This window comes from Prochlorococcus sp. MIT 1342 (assembly GCF_047304495.1).
Classification (GTDB): domain Bacteria; phylum Cyanobacteriota; class Cyanobacteriia; order PCC-6307; family Cyanobiaceae; genus Prochlorococcus; species Prochlorococcus marinus_D.
In genome coordinates this window covers 1,281,194-1,298,121 of record NZ_CP138957.1, presented here as the reverse complement: position 1 = coordinate 1,298,121, position 16,928 = coordinate 1,281,194, and the positions used below count along the sequence as shown (strand labels likewise).

Annotated in this window: 15 protein-coding genes; 8 read left to right on the top strand and 7 right to left on the bottom strand. The window is 43.8% G+C overall.

The window, feature by feature from the left end; translation table 11 throughout:
* Positions 1-431: 431 nt before the first annotated feature.
* Positions 432-2,102 (top strand): alpha/beta hydrolase family protein, encoded by a 1,671-nt coding sequence (locus SIB79_RS06735; RefSeq protein ID WP_236072566.1) that lies wholly within the window; start codon positions 432-434, stop codon positions 2,100-2,102.
* Positions 2,103-2,425: 323 nt separating this feature from the next.
* On the opposite strand, the gene msrA is transcribed toward SIB79_RS06735, so the two are convergent.
* Together msrA and SIB79_RS06725 are read right to left on the bottom strand one after the other, a co-directional pair.
* Positions 2,426-3,145, bottom strand: a complete 720-nt coding sequence (msrA, locus tag SIB79_RS06730; protein ID WP_063403290.1) for a peptide-methionine (S)-S-oxide reductase MsrA — start codon at positions 3,143-3,145, stop codon at positions 2,426-2,428.
* 1,064 nt (positions 3,146-4,209) lie between these two features.
* Positions 4,210-4,467, bottom strand: coding sequence for a hypothetical protein (locus SIB79_RS06725; protein ID WP_063403291.1), 258 nt, complete (start codon positions 4,465-4,467; stop codon positions 4,210-4,212).
* 469 nt (positions 4,468-4,936) lie between these two features.
* On the opposite strand from SIB79_RS06725, the gene SIB79_RS06720 reads away from it, so the two are divergent.
* The 3 genes from SIB79_RS06720 (at position 4,937) to SIB79_RS06710 (ending at position 8,803) form a co-directional block, all read left to right on the top strand.
* Positions 4,937-5,620, top strand: coding sequence for a peroxiredoxin-like family protein (locus SIB79_RS06720; RefSeq protein ID WP_063403313.1), 684 nt, complete (start codon positions 4,937-4,939; stop codon positions 5,618-5,620).
* 529 nt (positions 5,621-6,149) lie between these two features.
* Positions 6,150-6,683 carry a ferritin gene (locus SIB79_RS06715; RefSeq protein WP_063403292.1) on the top strand — a complete coding sequence of 178 codons (534 nt, stop codon included), beginning with the start codon at positions 6,150-6,152 and terminating at the stop codon, positions 6,681-6,683.
* A 1,013-nt stretch (positions 6,684-7,696) separates the two neighbouring features.
* A complete protein-coding gene (locus SIB79_RS06710; protein WP_063403293.1) occupies positions 7,697-8,803 on the top strand; it encodes a chlorophyll a/b binding light-harvesting protein in 1,107 nt (368 codons plus the stop codon).
* Positions 8,804-9,260: 457 nt separating this feature from the next.
* Here the strand turns inward: SIB79_RS06710 and SIB79_RS06705 are convergent, their stop codons facing one another.
* Positions 9,261-9,431: a hypothetical protein gene (locus tag SIB79_RS06705; protein WP_155724607.1), complete on the bottom strand. Its 171-nt coding sequence runs from the start codon at positions 9,429-9,431 to the stop codon at positions 9,261-9,263.
* A 762-nt stretch (positions 9,432-10,193) separates the two neighbouring features.
* Between SIB79_RS06705 and SIB79_RS06700 the strand changes: the two genes are divergently transcribed.
* Positions 10,194-10,790 (top strand): helix-turn-helix domain-containing protein, encoded by a 597-nt coding sequence (locus SIB79_RS06700; protein WP_063397747.1) that lies wholly within the window; start codon positions 10,194-10,196, stop codon positions 10,788-10,790.
* A gap of 397 nt (positions 10,791-11,187) precedes the next feature.
* On the opposite strand, the gene SIB79_RS06695 is transcribed toward SIB79_RS06700, so the two are convergent.
* The 3 genes from SIB79_RS06695 to SIB79_RS06685 all read right to left on the bottom strand — a co-directional run bounded on the left by SIB79_RS06695 (position 11,188) and on the right by SIB79_RS06685 (position 14,037).
* Positions 11,188-11,766 (bottom strand): ferritin, encoded by a 579-nt coding sequence (locus SIB79_RS06695; protein WP_063399401.1) that lies wholly within the window; start codon positions 11,764-11,766, stop codon positions 11,188-11,190.
* Positions 11,767-12,217: 451 nt separating this feature from the next.
* A complete protein-coding gene (locus SIB79_RS06690) occupies positions 12,218-13,276 on the bottom strand; it encodes an ABC transporter ATP-binding protein (protein ID WP_063403295.1) in 1,059 nt (352 codons plus the stop codon).
* Positions 13,276-14,037, bottom strand: a complete 762-nt coding sequence (locus SIB79_RS06685) for a helix-turn-helix domain-containing protein (RefSeq protein WP_236072568.1) — start codon at positions 14,035-14,037, stop codon at positions 13,276-13,278. The genes SIB79_RS06690 and SIB79_RS06685 overlap by 1 nt, the downstream gene beginning before the upstream one ends.
* A gap of 111 nt (positions 14,038-14,148) precedes the next feature.
* Here SIB79_RS06685 and SIB79_RS06680 point away from each other — a divergent pair, with 111 nt between their 5' ends.
* The 3 genes from SIB79_RS06680 to nth all read left to right on the top strand — a co-directional run bounded on the left by SIB79_RS06680 (position 14,149) and on the right by nth (position 16,244).
* Positions 14,149-14,445, top strand: a complete 297-nt coding sequence (locus SIB79_RS06680; protein WP_063403296.1) for a hypothetical protein — start codon at positions 14,149-14,151, stop codon at positions 14,443-14,445.
* Positions 14,446-15,037: 592 nt separating this feature from the next.
* Positions 15,038-15,385 (top strand): phenylpyruvate tautomerase MIF-related protein, encoded by a 348-nt coding sequence (locus SIB79_RS06675; RefSeq protein WP_063397751.1) that lies wholly within the window; start codon positions 15,038-15,040, stop codon positions 15,383-15,385.
* Between the two features lie 205 nt (positions 15,386-15,590).
* A complete protein-coding gene (gene nth / locus SIB79_RS06670) occupies positions 15,591-16,244 on the top strand; it encodes an endonuclease III (protein WP_063403297.1) in 654 nt (217 codons plus the stop codon).
* A gap of 96 nt (positions 16,245-16,340) precedes the next feature.
* Here nth and SIB79_RS06665 read toward each other — a convergent pair whose 3' ends face one another.
* Positions 16,341-16,898 carry a rhomboid family intramembrane serine protease gene (locus tag SIB79_RS06665; protein ID WP_063403298.1) on the bottom strand — a complete coding sequence of 186 codons (558 nt, stop codon included), beginning with the start codon at positions 16,896-16,898 and terminating at the stop codon, positions 16,341-16,343.
* Positions 16,899-16,928 lie beyond the last annotated feature (30 nt).

Sequence of the window (16,928 nt, the reverse complement as noted above, 5' to 3'; positions counted from 1 at the left end):
GCTGCTCCTCTTTATGAGTAAGTCTGGTCACACTTTCAAAAACCGATTAATGATCAATGAGAAGATTTTCTTTGCTTAGAGCAACTTTAGCTCTGCCATTCCTGTTAACCACTATTGCTTTACCGATAAGACTTTCCTCTCCTGCTTTCGCAGATACCCTCTCTCAGGGGGAGGTTCCGCTGATTCCACGTGAAGTCTTGTTTGGCAACCCTGAGGTGAGTGGGGTTAGCTTGAGTCCAGATGGTAAGCAGATTGTTTTTCTGGCGCCCCATCGGGGAGTGCTGAATCTTTGGGCTCAAGAGCTTGAAGCGGGATCTAAACCACGTCTGCTTACAAACAGCACGAATCGTCCCATTAGGGCTGCTAGTTGGAGCGTTGATGGTCGATATCTAATCACTAGCCGCGACAGCTATGGCGATGAAAACACTGTTTTGATTCGAATCGATCCAACGACTGGCGAGGCGATTGATCTCACACCAGGTAAGGGTGTCAAAGCTGCTATCTGGGGTGATGACCAAGATGTCCCCGACGAGTTGGTCATTGGCCTAAATGATCGTGATCCTCGCTATCACGATCTCTGGGTAATCAATCTAGAGACTGGTAAGCGTCGCTTACTGTATGAAGCCAATGATGGCCATTTGGTCTCTGTCGACTGGATTGACGGTGATTGGCAGTTGGTTCTGCGAAACCGGATACAACCAGATGGTGGCAATACTTACGACCTTCGTCTGCCCGGCCAAAAAGGTTGGAAACCATTTTTAAGTTTTAGCTTTGAAGAAAGTCAGGCTGGATCAGCACCTCTTGGGTTCGATAGAAATGCAACTTGGTTGTATGGGTTGCTGAATATCAAAGATGGTTTGCCTTGCTTGGTGCGCTGGCGCACCGAAGATCTGCAGAGTTGTAAAGAAGATTGCCCTTATGAGCTCGTGTACCAGTCTGAAAGTGGAACACTTGGAGTTGAACTATCAGACCCTAAAACTGATGCTCCACAAATTTTGATTGAAACTGACTTACGGAGTCGTAAGATTATCATAGATCAGGAACTTGTGAATGATCTGAGTGCTCTTAAAGAACTCGCTAAAGATCGTGAATTCTACATCGTTGATGATGATGTCGATTCAATGATATGGCTAGTGAGTCTATATTCCGATACCCACTCACCACAGTATTGGATATGGAATCGTAATCATAAAAATGGCCAAAAACTCTTCTCAGTGAATCCTTCGCTTGATAAATACAAGCTTTCATCAATGGAAAGCATTGAGTTAGACGCCCGTGATGGTTTGCGTCTCCCTTCTTACCTAACACGCTCAACTCTAAATCAATCAGGCCCTCAACCTTTTGTGCTGTTGGTGCATGGTGGTCCTCAGGCTCGTGATTATTGGGGTCTTAATCAAGTACATCAACTTTTAGCAAATCGTGGATACCATGTATTGAGTGTCAATTACAGAGGTTCGACTGGTTTCGGCAAAAGGCATTTACTGGCTGGCGAAGGTCAGTGGTATGCCGCTATGCAGGATGATCTTGTTGATGCTGTTGAATGGGCGGTTGATGAAGGTATTGCCGACCCCAAGAAGATTGTGATTATGGGTGGCTCTTATGGTGGTTATGCTGCTTTGGCTGGGCTCACGCGTGACCCAGAATTATTTGCTGCTGCTGTGGATATAGTTGGGCCTTCTAATGTAGAAACTTTACTAGAATCTATTCCTCCTTATTGGGAGCCCATCCGCAAACCTTTTGAGAGAATGGTAGGTGTTGGCCGGGTCGATTTGGCAGCTATTTCACCACTAACTTACGCCAACCGTATCCAGCGTCCTTTATTGATTGTACATGGTGCTAATGATGTACGAGTTAAGTTGTCTGAGAGTGAATCAATTGTGGCAGCTATGCATTCCAATGATTTGCCTGTTGACTTCATTGTTTTTCCAGACGAAGGTCATGGGATTGAAGACCCGAGAAACTCACTAGCCCTTTATGCAGTTATTGAGAAGTTTCTTGCTAAACAACTTGGTGGAAGGTTTGAACCAATTGGCGAGGCAATCCAAAATTCATCTATGCAATGGCGAAGCAAGTCCGGTACTAGAGGTATAGTCAATAAGTAAATAGAATTACTGCCAAGATTCTTAGAATGACATGGATCTAGAGATGCTAGTAATTTGCCTATGGCCTGTCTATTACGATCATCTAAATATTTGACTACGCTTCGACTAACTTTCCCGCTATTTAACCGACTTCGACATTTATCTAGCCATAAGACTTTGTTGCTCGAAGAAAAGTTGACATTTCCTTATCTATGCTGTTGATGACTCTTTGATTGCAGGGAAAGTTTGCCCAACCCGACGCCTCCTTTTGCGTATAGTTGAAGTTTTGGTTGTATGTATTGAATTGACTTGGTTTGAGATTCTACCTTTTAAGTGTGCTATTTCTAGAGCTTTATTTTTTCATTTCCAGATCTTAGAACGCAATGACTAACTGACCAATCATATTCTTGCCAGACACTTACTGGTAATTTAAAGTTTGCACCTGGGAAATCATTTAGAGTAACCTGAGTAGGCATTGCAGAGCAGTATGGTCTGCTTCCGGGTTTTGCTAGGTATTGCTGGTGATAGGACTCGGCATAATGGAATTGTTGATCGGCTTTGATTTCAGTTGTAATTGCTCCAAAACCACCCTTGCTTAAGAGTTGCTGAAAGCTGTCTCGACTGGCCTGCGCAAGCTCCATCTGCTGAATCGTTGTGGTGTAAATCGCCGATCGGTATTGACTCCCTCGATCATTACCCTGGCGATTTCCTTGCGTGGGGTCATGGCATTCCCAGAACAATTTGAGGAGGTCGCTGTAGTCAATGACGGATTTATTCCACACCACCCGTACGATTTCAGTGTGTCCGCTACGTCCTGAGCAGACCTCTTGATAGGTCGGTTGCTCTTGATGACCACCGGCGTAACCCACTGCCGTGGTGATGATCCCAGGCAATTTCCAGAAACCCTTTTCGGCTCCCCAAAAGCAGCCACAAGCAAACAGAGCATCTTCCTGATCTGTGGTTAGCGGGTCATGTAGCCCTGTCCCTAGAACGGCGTGCTGCTCAGTTTCTGAGGGATTTGAAGCCTCTTTTGAAGCCTTTGGGGTTAACCAGGATGGGAGCATCAAATTCAGGCAAGATTACTAACCATAGGCAACTCCTTTTGGTTTTAGATGCAGGTGGTTATGGAGCCCTGTCACGAAGCACAAAAAGAGGGGGGTAAGCCTAAAATAAGGATCATCTTCAACAGTTTAGAGCCAATCTTGTTTTTATCAGATGCATTCAGAATACCCATCGCTACCTCAATTATGGGAACATACAATACCTTCTTTGATAATTTCTTGCCCTTGTTCACAGTGCAGATTGACTGTCATGATTAGCTAAAGTTCAATGATTTTTTTGATCTGGTCAAAAACTTTGCTAATAGTTGTTTGGCTGCCATTCGGCTCGGGCTATCTTCTTGCTTGCTACCGACAAACCCTCTAATATGCGCTGAGATGTCTTTGTAATGCATTTCATTGTTGCTTCAATGTGTGAAATAGATATTTAAGTTTCCACCATCAGAGCAATCTGTATCCACATTCTTATAGTCAAGTGTTCAGTGGCTAGTGGCTTCATTCCTTTGATTTTCTGATTTGATTTGGTTTAAATTAAATCATTTTTTACTCTGCTTCCAGGTTGATTTATATAACAGGTTGGCTTGTTTGATTGATCCTTTTGATTTCCCATATAAGTTTTCTCCGAACAGAGTCTCTGGATCGCTTCATCTCTGTCACTTTGCTTGGCTACGGTTTAATGAACGCTTGTGATTAGAGATTGTCAGACTGACCCATTCGCGTTTCCTTTGATGCTGGTAAAAAAATTAAAAGGAGTCTTCCTAGTGATGATTTGAAATAGTTAAGGAAGTAGTTTTTTTGTCATCGGCTTTCCAATGCTGTTCGTCCAAATGGCCCCTGATTTGATTGCAGAGGTGGATCACTTTTGCTGAAGCAAGTATTGGATTTACTTTATACTATACGAGCAACCTTTGTGTTTTTAGTGAGATCCAAGCAGAGCCCTTGATAGCTGCCTTGATGTAGGCTCAAGGCATCATACTTAGAATATTTTCGTCTTCGGATCTTAATTAATAGGCTTACCTTTATAAACCTCTAGGTTGATCAGTTTGGAAACACACATTACCAAATTATCGTTAACTTTGGGATGCTTCTTTGGGCTCCAGAGAGATGTGGTTGAGCAGGGTTGTTACGAAGGCGAACAGGAGAAAGGGCAGGCTTAATACCAAGATCAAACCAACGCCAACTAGAGCGAACAGAGGCCTGCTTGAGCCCATTAGACCCAGGCCTGCTGCAAGGCTTACGAAGATCACTGCCATCCAGGCCAAGACTTGGCCATAGATGTCTCCAAAGGTGAGAGTACAACGCAAGGAGTATGGAGTGTTGGCTGTCATGTCAATGCCTTTATACTCTTCCTTATAGCTAAGCCTTTTAACCCCCGCTTGTCTTGCGATTGAAACATATCATATTGAGAGGCATGAACCCTTTGATAGCAATGGCTCTAGCTAATCAGGACGTGGGTTGAGGACACCATCTTTGTTCCCGCTATTTAATAGATTGAGAGATAGATCTTCTTTTAAGTTATTGCCCACGCTTATTATCGGTTTTTAATGACCCAGAACGCTTCTGTCGTAAGTTTCATCTTTATGATGTCCATAGAATCTATGGATGCCTGATTTAGCTAATAGGGAAATCTCAGAAATGAAACCAAGCCTTGCGGCTTCATGTAATTAGAAGGATGTTTCTAGAATGAACAAGAAGTAGTACGCTTATTGAGGAGCAAATTAATCTCACAATCTTAACGACGTGTGCACAGTAAAAGCACCCCTTCCACTGCTTCAAAGACTGAGTCAGGTGCCAGGCATGGAAAAAGCCAAATATCGACTTGTTATTTTGCTTCCCCAGTTAGGTGACTTTGACAGCCTCGAATATGCTCAAGCACTAGTTGCTGCTATGCCAAGGCTAAGGGCAGCTGGGATCTCCACTTTGGCCATAGGCATAGGCAATGCTGAGAGTGCTGAAAGATTCTGCACCTTTACTGGCTTTCCTAAACAAAGTTTGTTGGTAGATGAGGAACCGACACTCCACAGAGCGCTGGGTCTCTATGGCGGACTAAAAACACTTGGTGGCCCTTGGCCTGCATTGTTTTTAATGTGCGCAGGCATTGGTTCTCCAGGCACCCTGTCTGAAGTACTACGTGGCTACACAGGAGATCGTAGTGCACCCCAGCGAATCGCGAACAACGAAACCATCAACATCTCCCCATTCCCATCCGTAAGAGGATCCTTTTTCACGCGAGCTGGTGGTGAGGGATTTCAAAGACCATTTGAGCTCGCCACTATTCGACTGCGAAACATGATAGAAGTGCTAAGTAACTTGCGTACTTACTTACCTCGTGACGACTTCATTACACAACGGGGCGGTACTTATTTACTAGATTGTGACGACACACTTTTATATAGCCACCAAGACAAGGGGATCCTCGGATTCTCAGAAACAATGGCCAAACCCCTTTCTTTCCTAGGCCAATATCTAGATAAGAATTAATATGAATAAAATATCAACTCCAATACTCTGATGATTCACGCTTGCTTGCTTGCTTTCGGTTTGCTGACTAGTATAGAGAAATCAGAAATAATAATATGAATGATACTTGAGCAAGCGTTTTAGAATGTTTAGTAACTATTTTTTGTAAGTCACAATCAATAGATGTTTTCGGCGCCTCTATGTTATTCAGTGCCTTGAGACTAAATTGCAATCAACTATATTTTTGATCCTCATTATGTCCAAACATCTATAGGTTAATGCCCCTCCCTCTACTCATCTGTTAAAAAGGCAATATAAGAATATTTATCAAATAACTTAATTCTTCAAATCTTGCAAAAATTCTAATCATCACAAGCCACGACTGAAAGTTAGCTGAAGCTTGTTCAATTTTAAATGAACGACAGTATGTATATTATAAATTAACTACACAAGTGTCCTGCATCCCAGCACTTCTCTATTAACATGAATAGGTACTCTCCTTTAAAAAAGTACATTTCACCAATGATGGCCTTAAACGTTAAACCTCAGCATGAATGATCTAACCAAGGCGATCAACCTTCATTTGGCCTGTGAGTTTCAGGCAAGTCATACCTACCTAGCGATGTCAATTTGGCTTCGCGAGAAGGATTTAGCCGGATTTTCCTCATACATGCAAATTAAGAGCCAAGAGGAACGTGGTCATGCAGATCGACTTATTGCCTACCTTGTTGATTGCGATGAGCAGGTCGAGCTTCCCGCTGTTGAAGCTCCACAACGCAATTGGGCATCCACCCAGGATCTCTTTGATCAGGTTTACGAGCTAGAAAAAGATGTAACAGCATCAATTAACCGTATTTATTCCATAGCTGAACAAGCTGGTGAGCGTAGTGCGACCGCCATGCTCGATTGGTTCATCGCAGAACAGTTACAAGAGGAAGCGGAAGCTCGTTTCGTGCGTAAGCGCCTTCGCCTGGCTGGTGATAACACTGCTGCGCTACTTCTTTTGGATCAACAGTTTCTTGATGGAACTGCCTTGACAACTGTCAAGGGTGGCCTTACTGGATTAAAACAATCTGAGAATTAATTCCAAGTTTTTATGATCACTATTTAATAATACTAGAAAATATCTACTGCCAATGTTTGTTGTAGTTTCATTCGCAATCAATTCCATTGCAATAATCTGGTATTAATAAAAGCTGTACAATGTCTTCTTCTGGCATGGAAGCTATTGCATTGTTTCAAGCAATATCTTTTAGCTATAAAATTATTACAAAAATGCTTATCCTGTTAGATAAGCTCTGAAAAGTCGCGTCCCGAAAATGATTTTCTTGGCAAATTTTATTTTACATTAGAAAAATTTTCAAATCTCAATCATGCTTTAAGTTAAACTAATGAGTTACAAGTTCTTTGCTTCTACTTGTAATTAAAACCAATACTAAAAAAAGGGCAGAGTGACGACTCTGCCCTTCCTAACAATCGATGCCAATTCAGAGTTCACGTCATGTTGGTTCCTTGTCCATCATTATCGGCTTTACCTCCGATGATAAAAATAGCAATGCAGGCCGAGCCAATGATTCCACACACCACTGCTGAGAGGGTTCCAAAATCCATTGATGAATCCAGACAAAGTCCATATATCACTAGCCCAAGTAATCCCAATCACAGGATGGCATTGTGCAATTCGAAATGAGACTTAATCCTAGGTAGGCCAATCCATTGTGCCAATAGATACATGCAACAAAGCGCCAGCGGTGGCTTGCTTCGGTTCTGTCAGGATTTCTCAAAAGCAAGTGATATCAATAGTAATTCTCCTTTTAGGATCTGTTGCTACCGAATCACTATTTGATTAGTTGTATGAAATATCACTCTATAATGTGTCGCCTAACTCTCGGCTATGTGATCAATGCCCTCTCTCTAGAGTATCCACTGAGAGGTCTTCGATGTATCTAATGATCGTGCTTAATCATACATATACTACGGCACATTATCATGTCTAAATCACACTTAACTCTTCAAGTATGTAGAGTTCTGTGTACACCTAATGTCGAACTGTCGCGATACAAATAGATTTTATTTGCCCTAAACAAGTTCATTCTCGTGCAAACCTACGGGAAAACAGACGTTACCTACGCCTGGTACGCGGGTAACAGTGGTGTGACCAACCGATCAGGCCGATTCATTGCCTCGCATATTGGACACACAGGATTAATTTGCTTCGGCGCTGGTGCCAACACCCTATTTGAGCTAGCTCGTTACGATTCCGCATTGCCAATAGGTGACCAAGGATTTGTAGTTCTTCCTCACCTAGCAGGTCTTGGTATTGGTGGCATAGAAAACGGTGTGATTACAGATTCCTATGGGATGCTTGTAGTCGCAGTCTTCCATCTAATCTTCTCGGCCGTTTATGCCGGTGGAGCGATGCTTCACTCCTTTCGATACAAGGAGGACTTGGGAGAATACCCGCAAGGATCCAGACCCAACAAATTTGATTTTAAATGGGATGATCCAGACAGGCTTACCTTCATACTTGGACATCACCTGCTATTCCTAGGTCTTGGCTGCGTTCAATTTGTTGAATGGGCTAAATACCATGGAATTTATGACCCAGCAATGGGTGTTGTACGTAAGGTCGAATACAACCTTGACTTGTCAATGGTTTGGAATCACCAGATTGATTTCCTTACGATTAGCAGTTTGGAAGATGTGATGGGCGGTCATGCATTCTTGGCCTTTTTCTTGAGTGCTGGTGCTATTTGGCATATTTTCACCAAGCCATTTGGGGAATACACTGAATTTAAAGGAAAAGGACTGTTGTCTGCTGAATTTGTGCTTTCTACCTCATTAGCAGGTGCAGCCTTTATTGCTTTTGTGGCAGCCTTCTGGGCTTCTATGAACACCACAATTTATCCAACTGATCTCTATGGTGGTCCACTCAATATCGAATTGAACTTCGCTCCATATTTTTCAGATACGGATCCATTGTTTGGTGGAGACGTACACTCAGCCCGTTCATGGCTTTCAAACTTCCATTTCTACCTTGGATTCTTCTATCTTCAGGGTCATTTCTGGCATGGATTGAGAGCGATGGGCTTTGACTTCAAACGTGTTGAAAAATTGTTCGATCAGCTAGAAAGCAACCAAATTAGCCTTAACCCAGGTAAAAGTACGACCGTGCCATCAACATCGAGCGATAACGCCACATAAACTAGCTTCAAATTAACACCGCGATTTATCTCAAAATAGGAGCCCTGCCTAAGCAGGGCTTTTTTATTGAGCCTATGGTTGTCAATTTCAAAATATATTGCTCAGCAAACTTCAACTTCTGATTGTTCTAATTTTCGACTTGCCTCCCATTAGTTATACTGCTTCAAATACGTAAACCCTAATCTTCAATTTTGCGATTTTGGCCAGCCAACGCAAATCGGATTTGTCAAAGTATAGGGTGTCTTTGATTCAATAATGATCTAAAACAAACATCTATAACAAGCCATTGATATGGTCTAATCGCTATCGAAACTAAGCTTTTCTTGTTTTGGATCTAGGTTGAGTGCTGCTATTCCTTTTCACGAACTCTGCTTAAACGACTGTTTCACTGACTTAATGTGATCGATTTACAATAGACCCTTGGCCATAAGGGTTTGGCACCGATTGTCTCTGCCACTTATTGATCTCTAGCTTCTTGATTAGGAGCCATTTTACGTAGGCGGCTTTGTTGTTGCTGTCTTATTAATAAATAAATATCGGCGGCCAATACCAAAACCCCCAGCAAGACAATTCCGCCAATGGTTATTGGTGTCAGCTCTACTGCCGCTGCAAAGGGAGCTGTATACATCGTTGACTTAAAATGCTGTCTAATTATAGCTAGAATAACTCGTTATAGGCACTGCCAACTTAAACATCAAATCAATCCAAATATCTAGATAGGCCCTCTTGCATGTGTGGTTTTACAGTCGCTATGTTTTCGCTTCTCTGTCTCCTAATCACTCCATTGATAGAGCTTCCCTTGTCTCCAAAAAAAACGATATCAATTTGCTTTTGCTACATTCTATTCATTAACTGTAATCAAGCAGGCTTGCGATCTCAGTGTCAATCATATTTGAAATCACTCTGCCAGATCATCGCCATAAACAGGCAAAGTTTATGGCATGCACGCCTGGAATGATAAGCAGCTTGATAACTGACGCACGATTTAAGTCATTGCATACACCAGTAACATCAATGCCTTCACGAGATTCCATTTATATTTTCTTTTGATATGTTCTTCTTCCATCCAAGCTACGCCCAGGATTGGCAACTCTTTCAATGGCCAGGATTTACATCATCTATACATTTGCAGTGCATGCCGTTATTGCGTCTTAGCGACTGATTCCTTCTGCTTCTGCCACAAATTCCAACATGTGCAAGTGAGCAAGTGATAACTTGACGTCACCAGTGGGCTAAACAGCACCCCGGATGGTGTCGAAATTTACACAACTATCAATCAGCAATACAGATTCCTCGCAACAGCACTATTGCTATTGAGAATCGCTTGCAAAAGGCACCGCTAAGCGTATAGGTTGCGAAGAGTTCTCAAAAAGCACTTGAGAGGCTTCATATGAGCTTCCGATTCCTGCCAGATGATCCAGTCCCAGCAGTGCGGATGCCAACAGGGCAATCCATCCTGATCGATCCCGCCGCTCGTTCAGGCGGCGCTTGTATCGAAGTCGTTGAGGGTATCGCCCGCGTTTACTGCCCATGCGAAGAAACTGAAGGAATGACTCTCGCTTTTCTTCAGGAAGGCGATCAACTACGCACCGACCGCTTGTGCAGTGAAGGTGTCTGTGTTGAAGCACTTACACCATTATGTTTTCGCAGCGATGCTGAAATCCGTGATGGGCATGACTTTGATGCGGTGAACGAATGGACCCTGCAGCTGCTTCGCATTCGGCATTTAGGTAATGCAGAACAGCGTCTCCAGGCATTGCTCGCCCTGCTTGTTAACCGCTTAGGGCGACGCTGTGGCGACTGGTGCGATCTCCCCTTCCGACTCACCCATGAGCGAATTGGTGAACTCATCGGATCTACCCGTGTGACCTCCACGCGACTGATCTCCAGGCTAAGGACCGCTGATCTTTTAAACGTTCCCAGCGGAGAACCCATCTTGCGCTTGGCCCCAGCCTTAATTGAATCAGCACCTCTTGCCGCCTCATAGATCTGAGTGAATGAAAGACCTAGTTACGACATCAGACAGCGTTATCGCCAGTCTCTGTAGAGAGGTTGATGGGATCCGTCATCGCTGTAGCTCATTGCTAGAGGCTATGGCTAAATGTAATGACTACAACCTATCTTGCCGCCTGAAAAAAGAATTTCAGCAGCTCAGCAATCGACGCAGTCAATTACTCGAAACAGCCAAAGCAATGCAATTTAAAGGTGTCGACGATAAACTCTCTATTGCATTTCTAATTGAGATCAGTAGCAGACCACTTGACATGAGAACTTGTTGGCCTCAAGAACAAAAGTCTGATTTTATTAGCCATAACTCATAGGCACTCTTAGTCAATATTTTAAAAACACAGTTATCTATCGATATTGATTATTGATGGCGATTACTAGGCCAGCTTTGCAGGTGAATGCTTTCCATCGCTCAATTCCCCGTCAATAATTAACATTGCAGAGGGCTGATTCTGGGCAAAACGTACCCGACCCAAGAGGTGAGCAAACTCATTTTCAGAGTCGACTTGATTATCGACTAGTGGATCAAGGAACACTGTCGTGCGCATATCAGAAGCTCGCTCAGCCATTGCATAAAGCTGATGAAGTGAGGTTGTTACGTCTGCCTCCATCTGGAATGAGGCAGCCATGATTTCATCTGTAGAGATCCATTCCTGACGGGGTGAAGGTACATCCTGCAGAACAACAGCTTGTCCACGAGCAATCAGGTAATCTGCAAAATGGGCGGCATGTTCCTGTTCTTGAATAGCTTCTTGCTTGAAGTAATGGGAAAAGCCGCGCAATTCGCGCTCAGCAAACCAAATCGCAATAGCAAAGTAAGCAGCGCTAGCATTTCTCTCCATGGTTAGATGCTGATGGAGAGCCTCAACCAGAGAAGCTTCCATTGACTGAGCGATTGCCCGTCCTGCAGGACCAGTGGTAAGGGCTACAGCTTTAGTACTGCTAGGCAATGCCATGATTTGTCTTGTGGAGATTGCACAGAGTGGCGAGGATGGATTAGCAACCAGGCAAATGTGCATAGAGTGATGTGACGAATGCTACAAGCCCTTTTACATCTTGAAAAGGTCTCTTCAGGTGCGATTTGGACCCCATATAATGAGAATCAGTCTCAGTTGCGGAGTTACCGCAGGTCTTTATGGCCAAGGCATTGGGGAATGACTTTGTGGACAGTCGTCTGCGACGTCTTGAGCCCGTTCAAAACAAGAAAAAAACCTGCAAAAAGCGGAAGTGCTCGAAGTGGAAAGGTGGCAAATGTGTTTGCAGCCGGGGCTGATTTGATTACCCATTCCTTTGCGAAAAGGGGTTATTGAGGGCTAATACAACTTGATCAGGATAAATTTGTAGCCTTAATAGTTGTTAATTGATTGAGAGCACCATTGGTTAGGCCTTGGTGGTCAAGCATTGCCCTCAACAAAGTGGGCATGTAATCGCTCCGGGGAAAAGAAGGCCTTTTTGTCCCGCGCGGAAGGCGACGAAGCAGCGCTCGCCTGTCTTGACAGGACGTTCAAGTGGTTGACGTATACGCAAGGTGTGATTTCCAAGCTCCACACGCAACAACCAGTGACTACCAAGAAACTCGCGACCTTGAATCAGAGCCTCGCCTCTGGGATCCTGCTGAATCTGAAGAGCCTGATCATCGACCATTAACTCAGTTGCCTTAGCAGCGTTCGGTTCCGTGGGTTTTGAGAGAGGACCAATCGGCGTAAGCCAATGTTCGCCACCCATGTTGAGAGGAAGCAGGTTTCCTTGGAGCACAAAACGACCAACAAAAGGTGTGGCTGGTTTTTGCACCAGATCAGAGGGTGATGCGCACTGATGAAGCTCACCATTGCGCAGGACCGCAACCCGATCGCAGATTGCCAGGGCTTCTTGAGGATCATGTGTCACAAGCAGACCACTGGCACCACATGTTTGAAGAACACCTGCAAGCTCGCTGCGCAAACGCAGACGTACCTCAACATCAAGGTTGGAAAAGGGTTCATCAAGAAGTACGAGTGATGGCCCTGGGGCCAATGCCCTTGCCAGTGCCAAGCGTTGGCGTTGGCCTCCAGAAAGCTGATGCGGATAACGGTTGCGAAGATCCGCTAGGCCAAGCATCTCAAGCAGCCATTCTGCTCGGCTGGTGTCTTGGCCGCGGCGTAAACCAAAACAGGTATTGCGCCAGGCATTGAGATGGGGGAAAAGAGCATAATCCTGAAACACCATGCCTATGCTGCGGCGCTCGGGTGGCAGCATTCCCCGTGAGCTTGCGACCTCGTGATCATCGATGCAGATTGTCCCTCGCACAGGCTGTTCAAATCCAGCAATCAATCGCAGCAAGGTTGTTTTGCCACAACCGGAAGGTCCCAACAAACCAACGAGCTCACCTCTCTGGAGGTTCATATTGATGGATTGCAGTGTCCAACCTTCTGCTGATCCATCACCGTAGTGATACCAGAGGCCCTTGATTTGCAAGTGGTTAGTCATCAAAATCGTATATCCATAGCTGGGGTGGATTCGATAAGTCGTGCCGAGAGCAGAAAAGTCCCGCCAGGTTCAATTATCTGAAGATCATTCTTGTTCCGAAACAAGGTGATCTGACGAGTAACAGTGGAGCGCGTGGCCCCAATCAGTTCGGCCATGCGTGCATGGCCAAGGGGAAAGGGCAATTCATAACCTTCACTTCTACGGATGCCAAAGCGACCAATCAGAAGTTTTAAAAGAGCAACTAACCTTGCTTCGGCTCCGACTGGATGCCTGACAAGATGAAAATCAAATAGCCAATCCCATAGGAGATCTTGATCTTTCGGGCAGTTGTCTGCGTAATGAAGGCCAATTGAACTATTTGTGAGTGCCTCAAGTAAAAAGTTGCTGCAGTCGGGTAACCGAAGCCAACTAGATTCAGAATCACCACAAAAAGCCAAAGTGATATCAGGAAAATGATCTCCGAAGGAGCCTGAGATCCTGGCAATGCCCTGCTGAAAAAACAGCCGCACGTAGCGAGATTGATCCGTCTGAGAGGACAGCAGAATGCTCTGCCCTACTGTGAGTTGAAGTGATTCCAGCGATTCCAGTTGACTACTGACTGTATATCGGACAAGACGCATTGTGTAATGGTTTACGGAGGTAAGGGAACTCTTCCTCGCCATAACGACTGGTAGCAGAAGCAAGGGTGAAGTTTGTGGCAGGTTTCCAAGATCCATTGCTGTCAGATAGATCCCAGCATCTACTAGAGATTTTTGAGTCAACAGCGACCCCAATAGATGACAATTGTCACAAGCAGATGAATCATTCTTACCCATCAAGCACAGATCAATGCTTGCTTGGGATGTGATATTTATTACTTCTAGAGGTAGCTATTGATTCGGGCGCTTGATTGGGGGGGAGTAGCAAAAAAGCAGAAAAATGAGCGTGTTGGTTTTTTGGTCAAGAGTCAGGCTTTGGATCAAAACAAAGGCCAGCCATGCTGTTCATGGGGCTGCTTGGATTCAAGTGAAGCCGTATGGTTTCAAATGTTATTCATGAAAAATAACTTACAGCGAGTAGAATTCATGACCTGCACAAGGATTTTGTCTCCACAGAAGCAATTAAAGATGGCTAGAATGGCAGGCGTCTATATCAAAGAATTATCTGTCTATAATGATCGACTTGGCTAAGCCTATTGTAAAGCTAGCTAGATAACTGTCGGTGCCAGAAGAAGTCAATAACTGCTATGAATATGCTATTTGCAGTCAGATTCCTGGAGGATGACTTGCCTGTTATTAGCACTTTAAATATGGATTGAAGTATGCATTCATGCAGGCAGAGCATCGTGTCTTCTAGGTTTATGATGATGAATACAATGAATAACAGTATTCGCTTTCATATCTATCAAGTATACAGCGTTGGCTTGATAGAGTTGTGTTAAATAGATCTGCAAATTTAGTTTCTAAAAAATGATGAAATACTTGTTCCTGTAGGTATAATCAGCCCTAGGGAAATGCGTTAATGTAAGAGTTTTGCTATTCTAAATGTAATCATCATTGACAATTAATGTAGTGATTATTGATGAGAAAATAGAAGATTTAGGCATCCCGTTTAGCGAGCCATTCTTTTTTTATTTCTTAGTTGGCGTTAATCTTGAAGTTGAAATGTCTCGCTCGGTTTACTGTAGTCCAACAATTAGTGAATGCCGTAGCTGATTGAGCAGCTACGCATCGAGATAAATGGCATAGTTTCCTAAAGACTTCTTAAAAGGCAATTGCGTCCATGCCCTTGATCAACATCCAAGCATCAGTTCCAGCTGTAGCTGATGCCAACTCACTGCTGCAAGAGCTCTCTAGCAAGCTTGCCGAGCTACTTGGGAAACCAGAGAAATATGTGATGACATCTCTTCAATGCGGTGTGCCAATGACATTTTCGGGAAATACTGAACCGACTTGCTATGTGGAGGTGAAAAGCATTGGAGCTCTCGATGGTAGCCGTACGCAAGAAGTGAGTGAACTCGTGTGTAGCCACATCGAGCAAAATCTTGGTATTCCAGCTGATCGAACCTATATCGGCTTTGAGGATGTCCCTGCTCGACTCTGGGGGTGGAATGGAAGTACCTTTGGTTGAAGTGATCGTGATATGCCGCCAAAGGATTGGTCAAATAACCTTAAGCTAAATGAAGTAATTGTTGGTGTCCATGTAACTTATAAAGTAGACTTAATATTGTGATTCATAGGCAGATAAGCAAAAGTAGATGTTCAAAAAGAAATTTTTGACCAATGAATGATAAAAATGAAACAAACACCGCAAGTCGCAATTTAATGAAAGACACGTGAGAAAACATCAACGAGCAGAAACGATCATGCGACGACTAAACGAGCACTATCCTGATCCTGCCATTCCGCTCAATCATCATGACGATTTCACTCTATTGATTGCAGTTGTTTTAAGTGCGCAGTGCACTGACAAGAAAGTCAATGAGGTGACAGTATCTCTGTTTGAACATGCACAGACCCCAGAGGAGATGTATCAGTTAGGTGAAGTGAGAATACTAAATATGATCAGACAGCTAGGGCTGTCAAAGCAAAAAGCCAAAAACATACATAGACTTTCGGAAATCATTGTTCAACGCTTCCATTCTTCCGTACCACAGAATTTCAATGATCTAGAATCACTCCCTGGAGTGGGGCATAAAACAGCAAGTGTTGTCATGGCTCAAGCATTTGGGGTGCCTACATTTCCAGTTGATACGCATATCCACCGTTTAGCTCAAAGATGGGGACTATCTAATGGCAGCAGTGTAGTTCAGACAGAAAAAGATCTCAAAAAGCTGTTCCCGAAATCAGCATGGAATAAGCTTCATCTCCAGATCATCTACTATGGTCGTGAAAACTGTACCGCAAGGGGATGTGATGGAACAACCTGTGATTTATGTAGAGAGCTATATCCAAAACGACGCAATCCAGTAAAGTGGATCAAAGCCTAGCCTGGTAAATAATAAGATATTGTCTGATAACTATGCATTCGCAAATGACGTCATGAGTTAAATGAACGTATATATAGCTATAAAAATATTTTGTTATTAATCCTTAGCCTTATTCAATCGCTTTGGCTCCCGTGAAAGAGCAAGTGCAGCAAAAATCCCTCCAAGAAATCCACTAGCATGACCGATCCAGCTCACCCCAGCCGGAGACACGCCTGGGATCAAAGCCGGAAGTGCATTTCCAAAAAGAACCAAACCCACGACTGACAATAAAATGGTCATGAAACGGCGTTCAAGAAACCCAATTAACAAAAGGTAGCCGAGTAGTCCATACAAAACACCTGACATGCCATGGCTTCCTCTAGGCCAAAATAACCAAACCGGTATTTCCATCACAACAACAGCAACTAAAACACCAATGTAATCACGAATGCCCTTGCTAAGTACTAACCAGCTTAGCGGTAAAAACATAATCGTGTTAGAGGTCAGATGACCAAAGTCTGCATGGCTAAATGGAGCGGTAAGTAGACCCCACCAAGGCAGTCCAGGCCCTATAGGCAGATTCCAATTACCCGAAAAAAATATCTGATCAATACTCTCCTGCAGCCAAGCAATCCCGACAAAGAACACAGGGAGTAATAACCGAAAGCTCAGCATCTGCTTACGTTTGGATTGGTTCACTCAAGA

What these genes read in the sequence shown, in the direction of transcription:
- msrA (WP_063403290.1), bottom strand. Translation starts at nt 3,145, where the DNA reads ATGCTCCCATCCTGGTTAACCCCAAAGGCTTCAAAAGAGGCTTCAAAT.
- SIB79_RS06725 (WP_063403291.1), bottom strand. Translation starts at nt 4,467, where the DNA reads ATGACAGCCAACACTCCATACTCCTTGCGTTGTACTCTCACCTTTGGA.
- SIB79_RS06720 (WP_063403313.1), top strand. Translation starts at nt 4,937, where the DNA reads ATGGAAAAAGCCAAATATCGACTTGTTATTTTGCTTCCCCAGTTAGGT.
- SIB79_RS06715 (WP_063403292.1), top strand. Translation starts at nt 6,150, where the DNA reads ATGAATGATCTAACCAAGGCGATCAACCTTCATTTGGCCTGTGAGTTT.
- SIB79_RS06705 (WP_155724607.1), bottom strand. Translation starts at nt 9,431, where the DNA reads ATGTATACAGCTCCCTTTGCAGCGGCAGTAGAGCTGACACCAATAACC.
- SIB79_RS06700 (WP_063397747.1), top strand. Translation starts at nt 10,194, where the DNA reads ATGAGCTTCCGATTCCTGCCAGATGATCCAGTCCCAGCAGTGCGGATG.
- SIB79_RS06695 (WP_063399401.1), bottom strand. Translation starts at nt 11,766, where the DNA reads ATGGCATTGCCTAGCAGTACTAAAGCTGTAGCCCTTACCACTGGTCCT.
- SIB79_RS06690 (WP_063403295.1), bottom strand. Translation starts at nt 13,276, where the DNA reads ATGACTAACCACTTGCAAATCAAGGGCCTCTGGTATCACTACGGTGAT.
- SIB79_RS06675 (WP_063397751.1), top strand. Translation starts at nt 15,038, where the DNA reads ATGCCCTTGATCAACATCCAAGCATCAGTTCCAGCTGTAGCTGATGCC.
- SIB79_RS06665 (WP_063403298.1), bottom strand. Translation starts at nt 16,898, where the DNA reads ATGCTGAGCTTTCGGTTATTACTCCCTGTGTTCTTTGTCGGGATTGCT.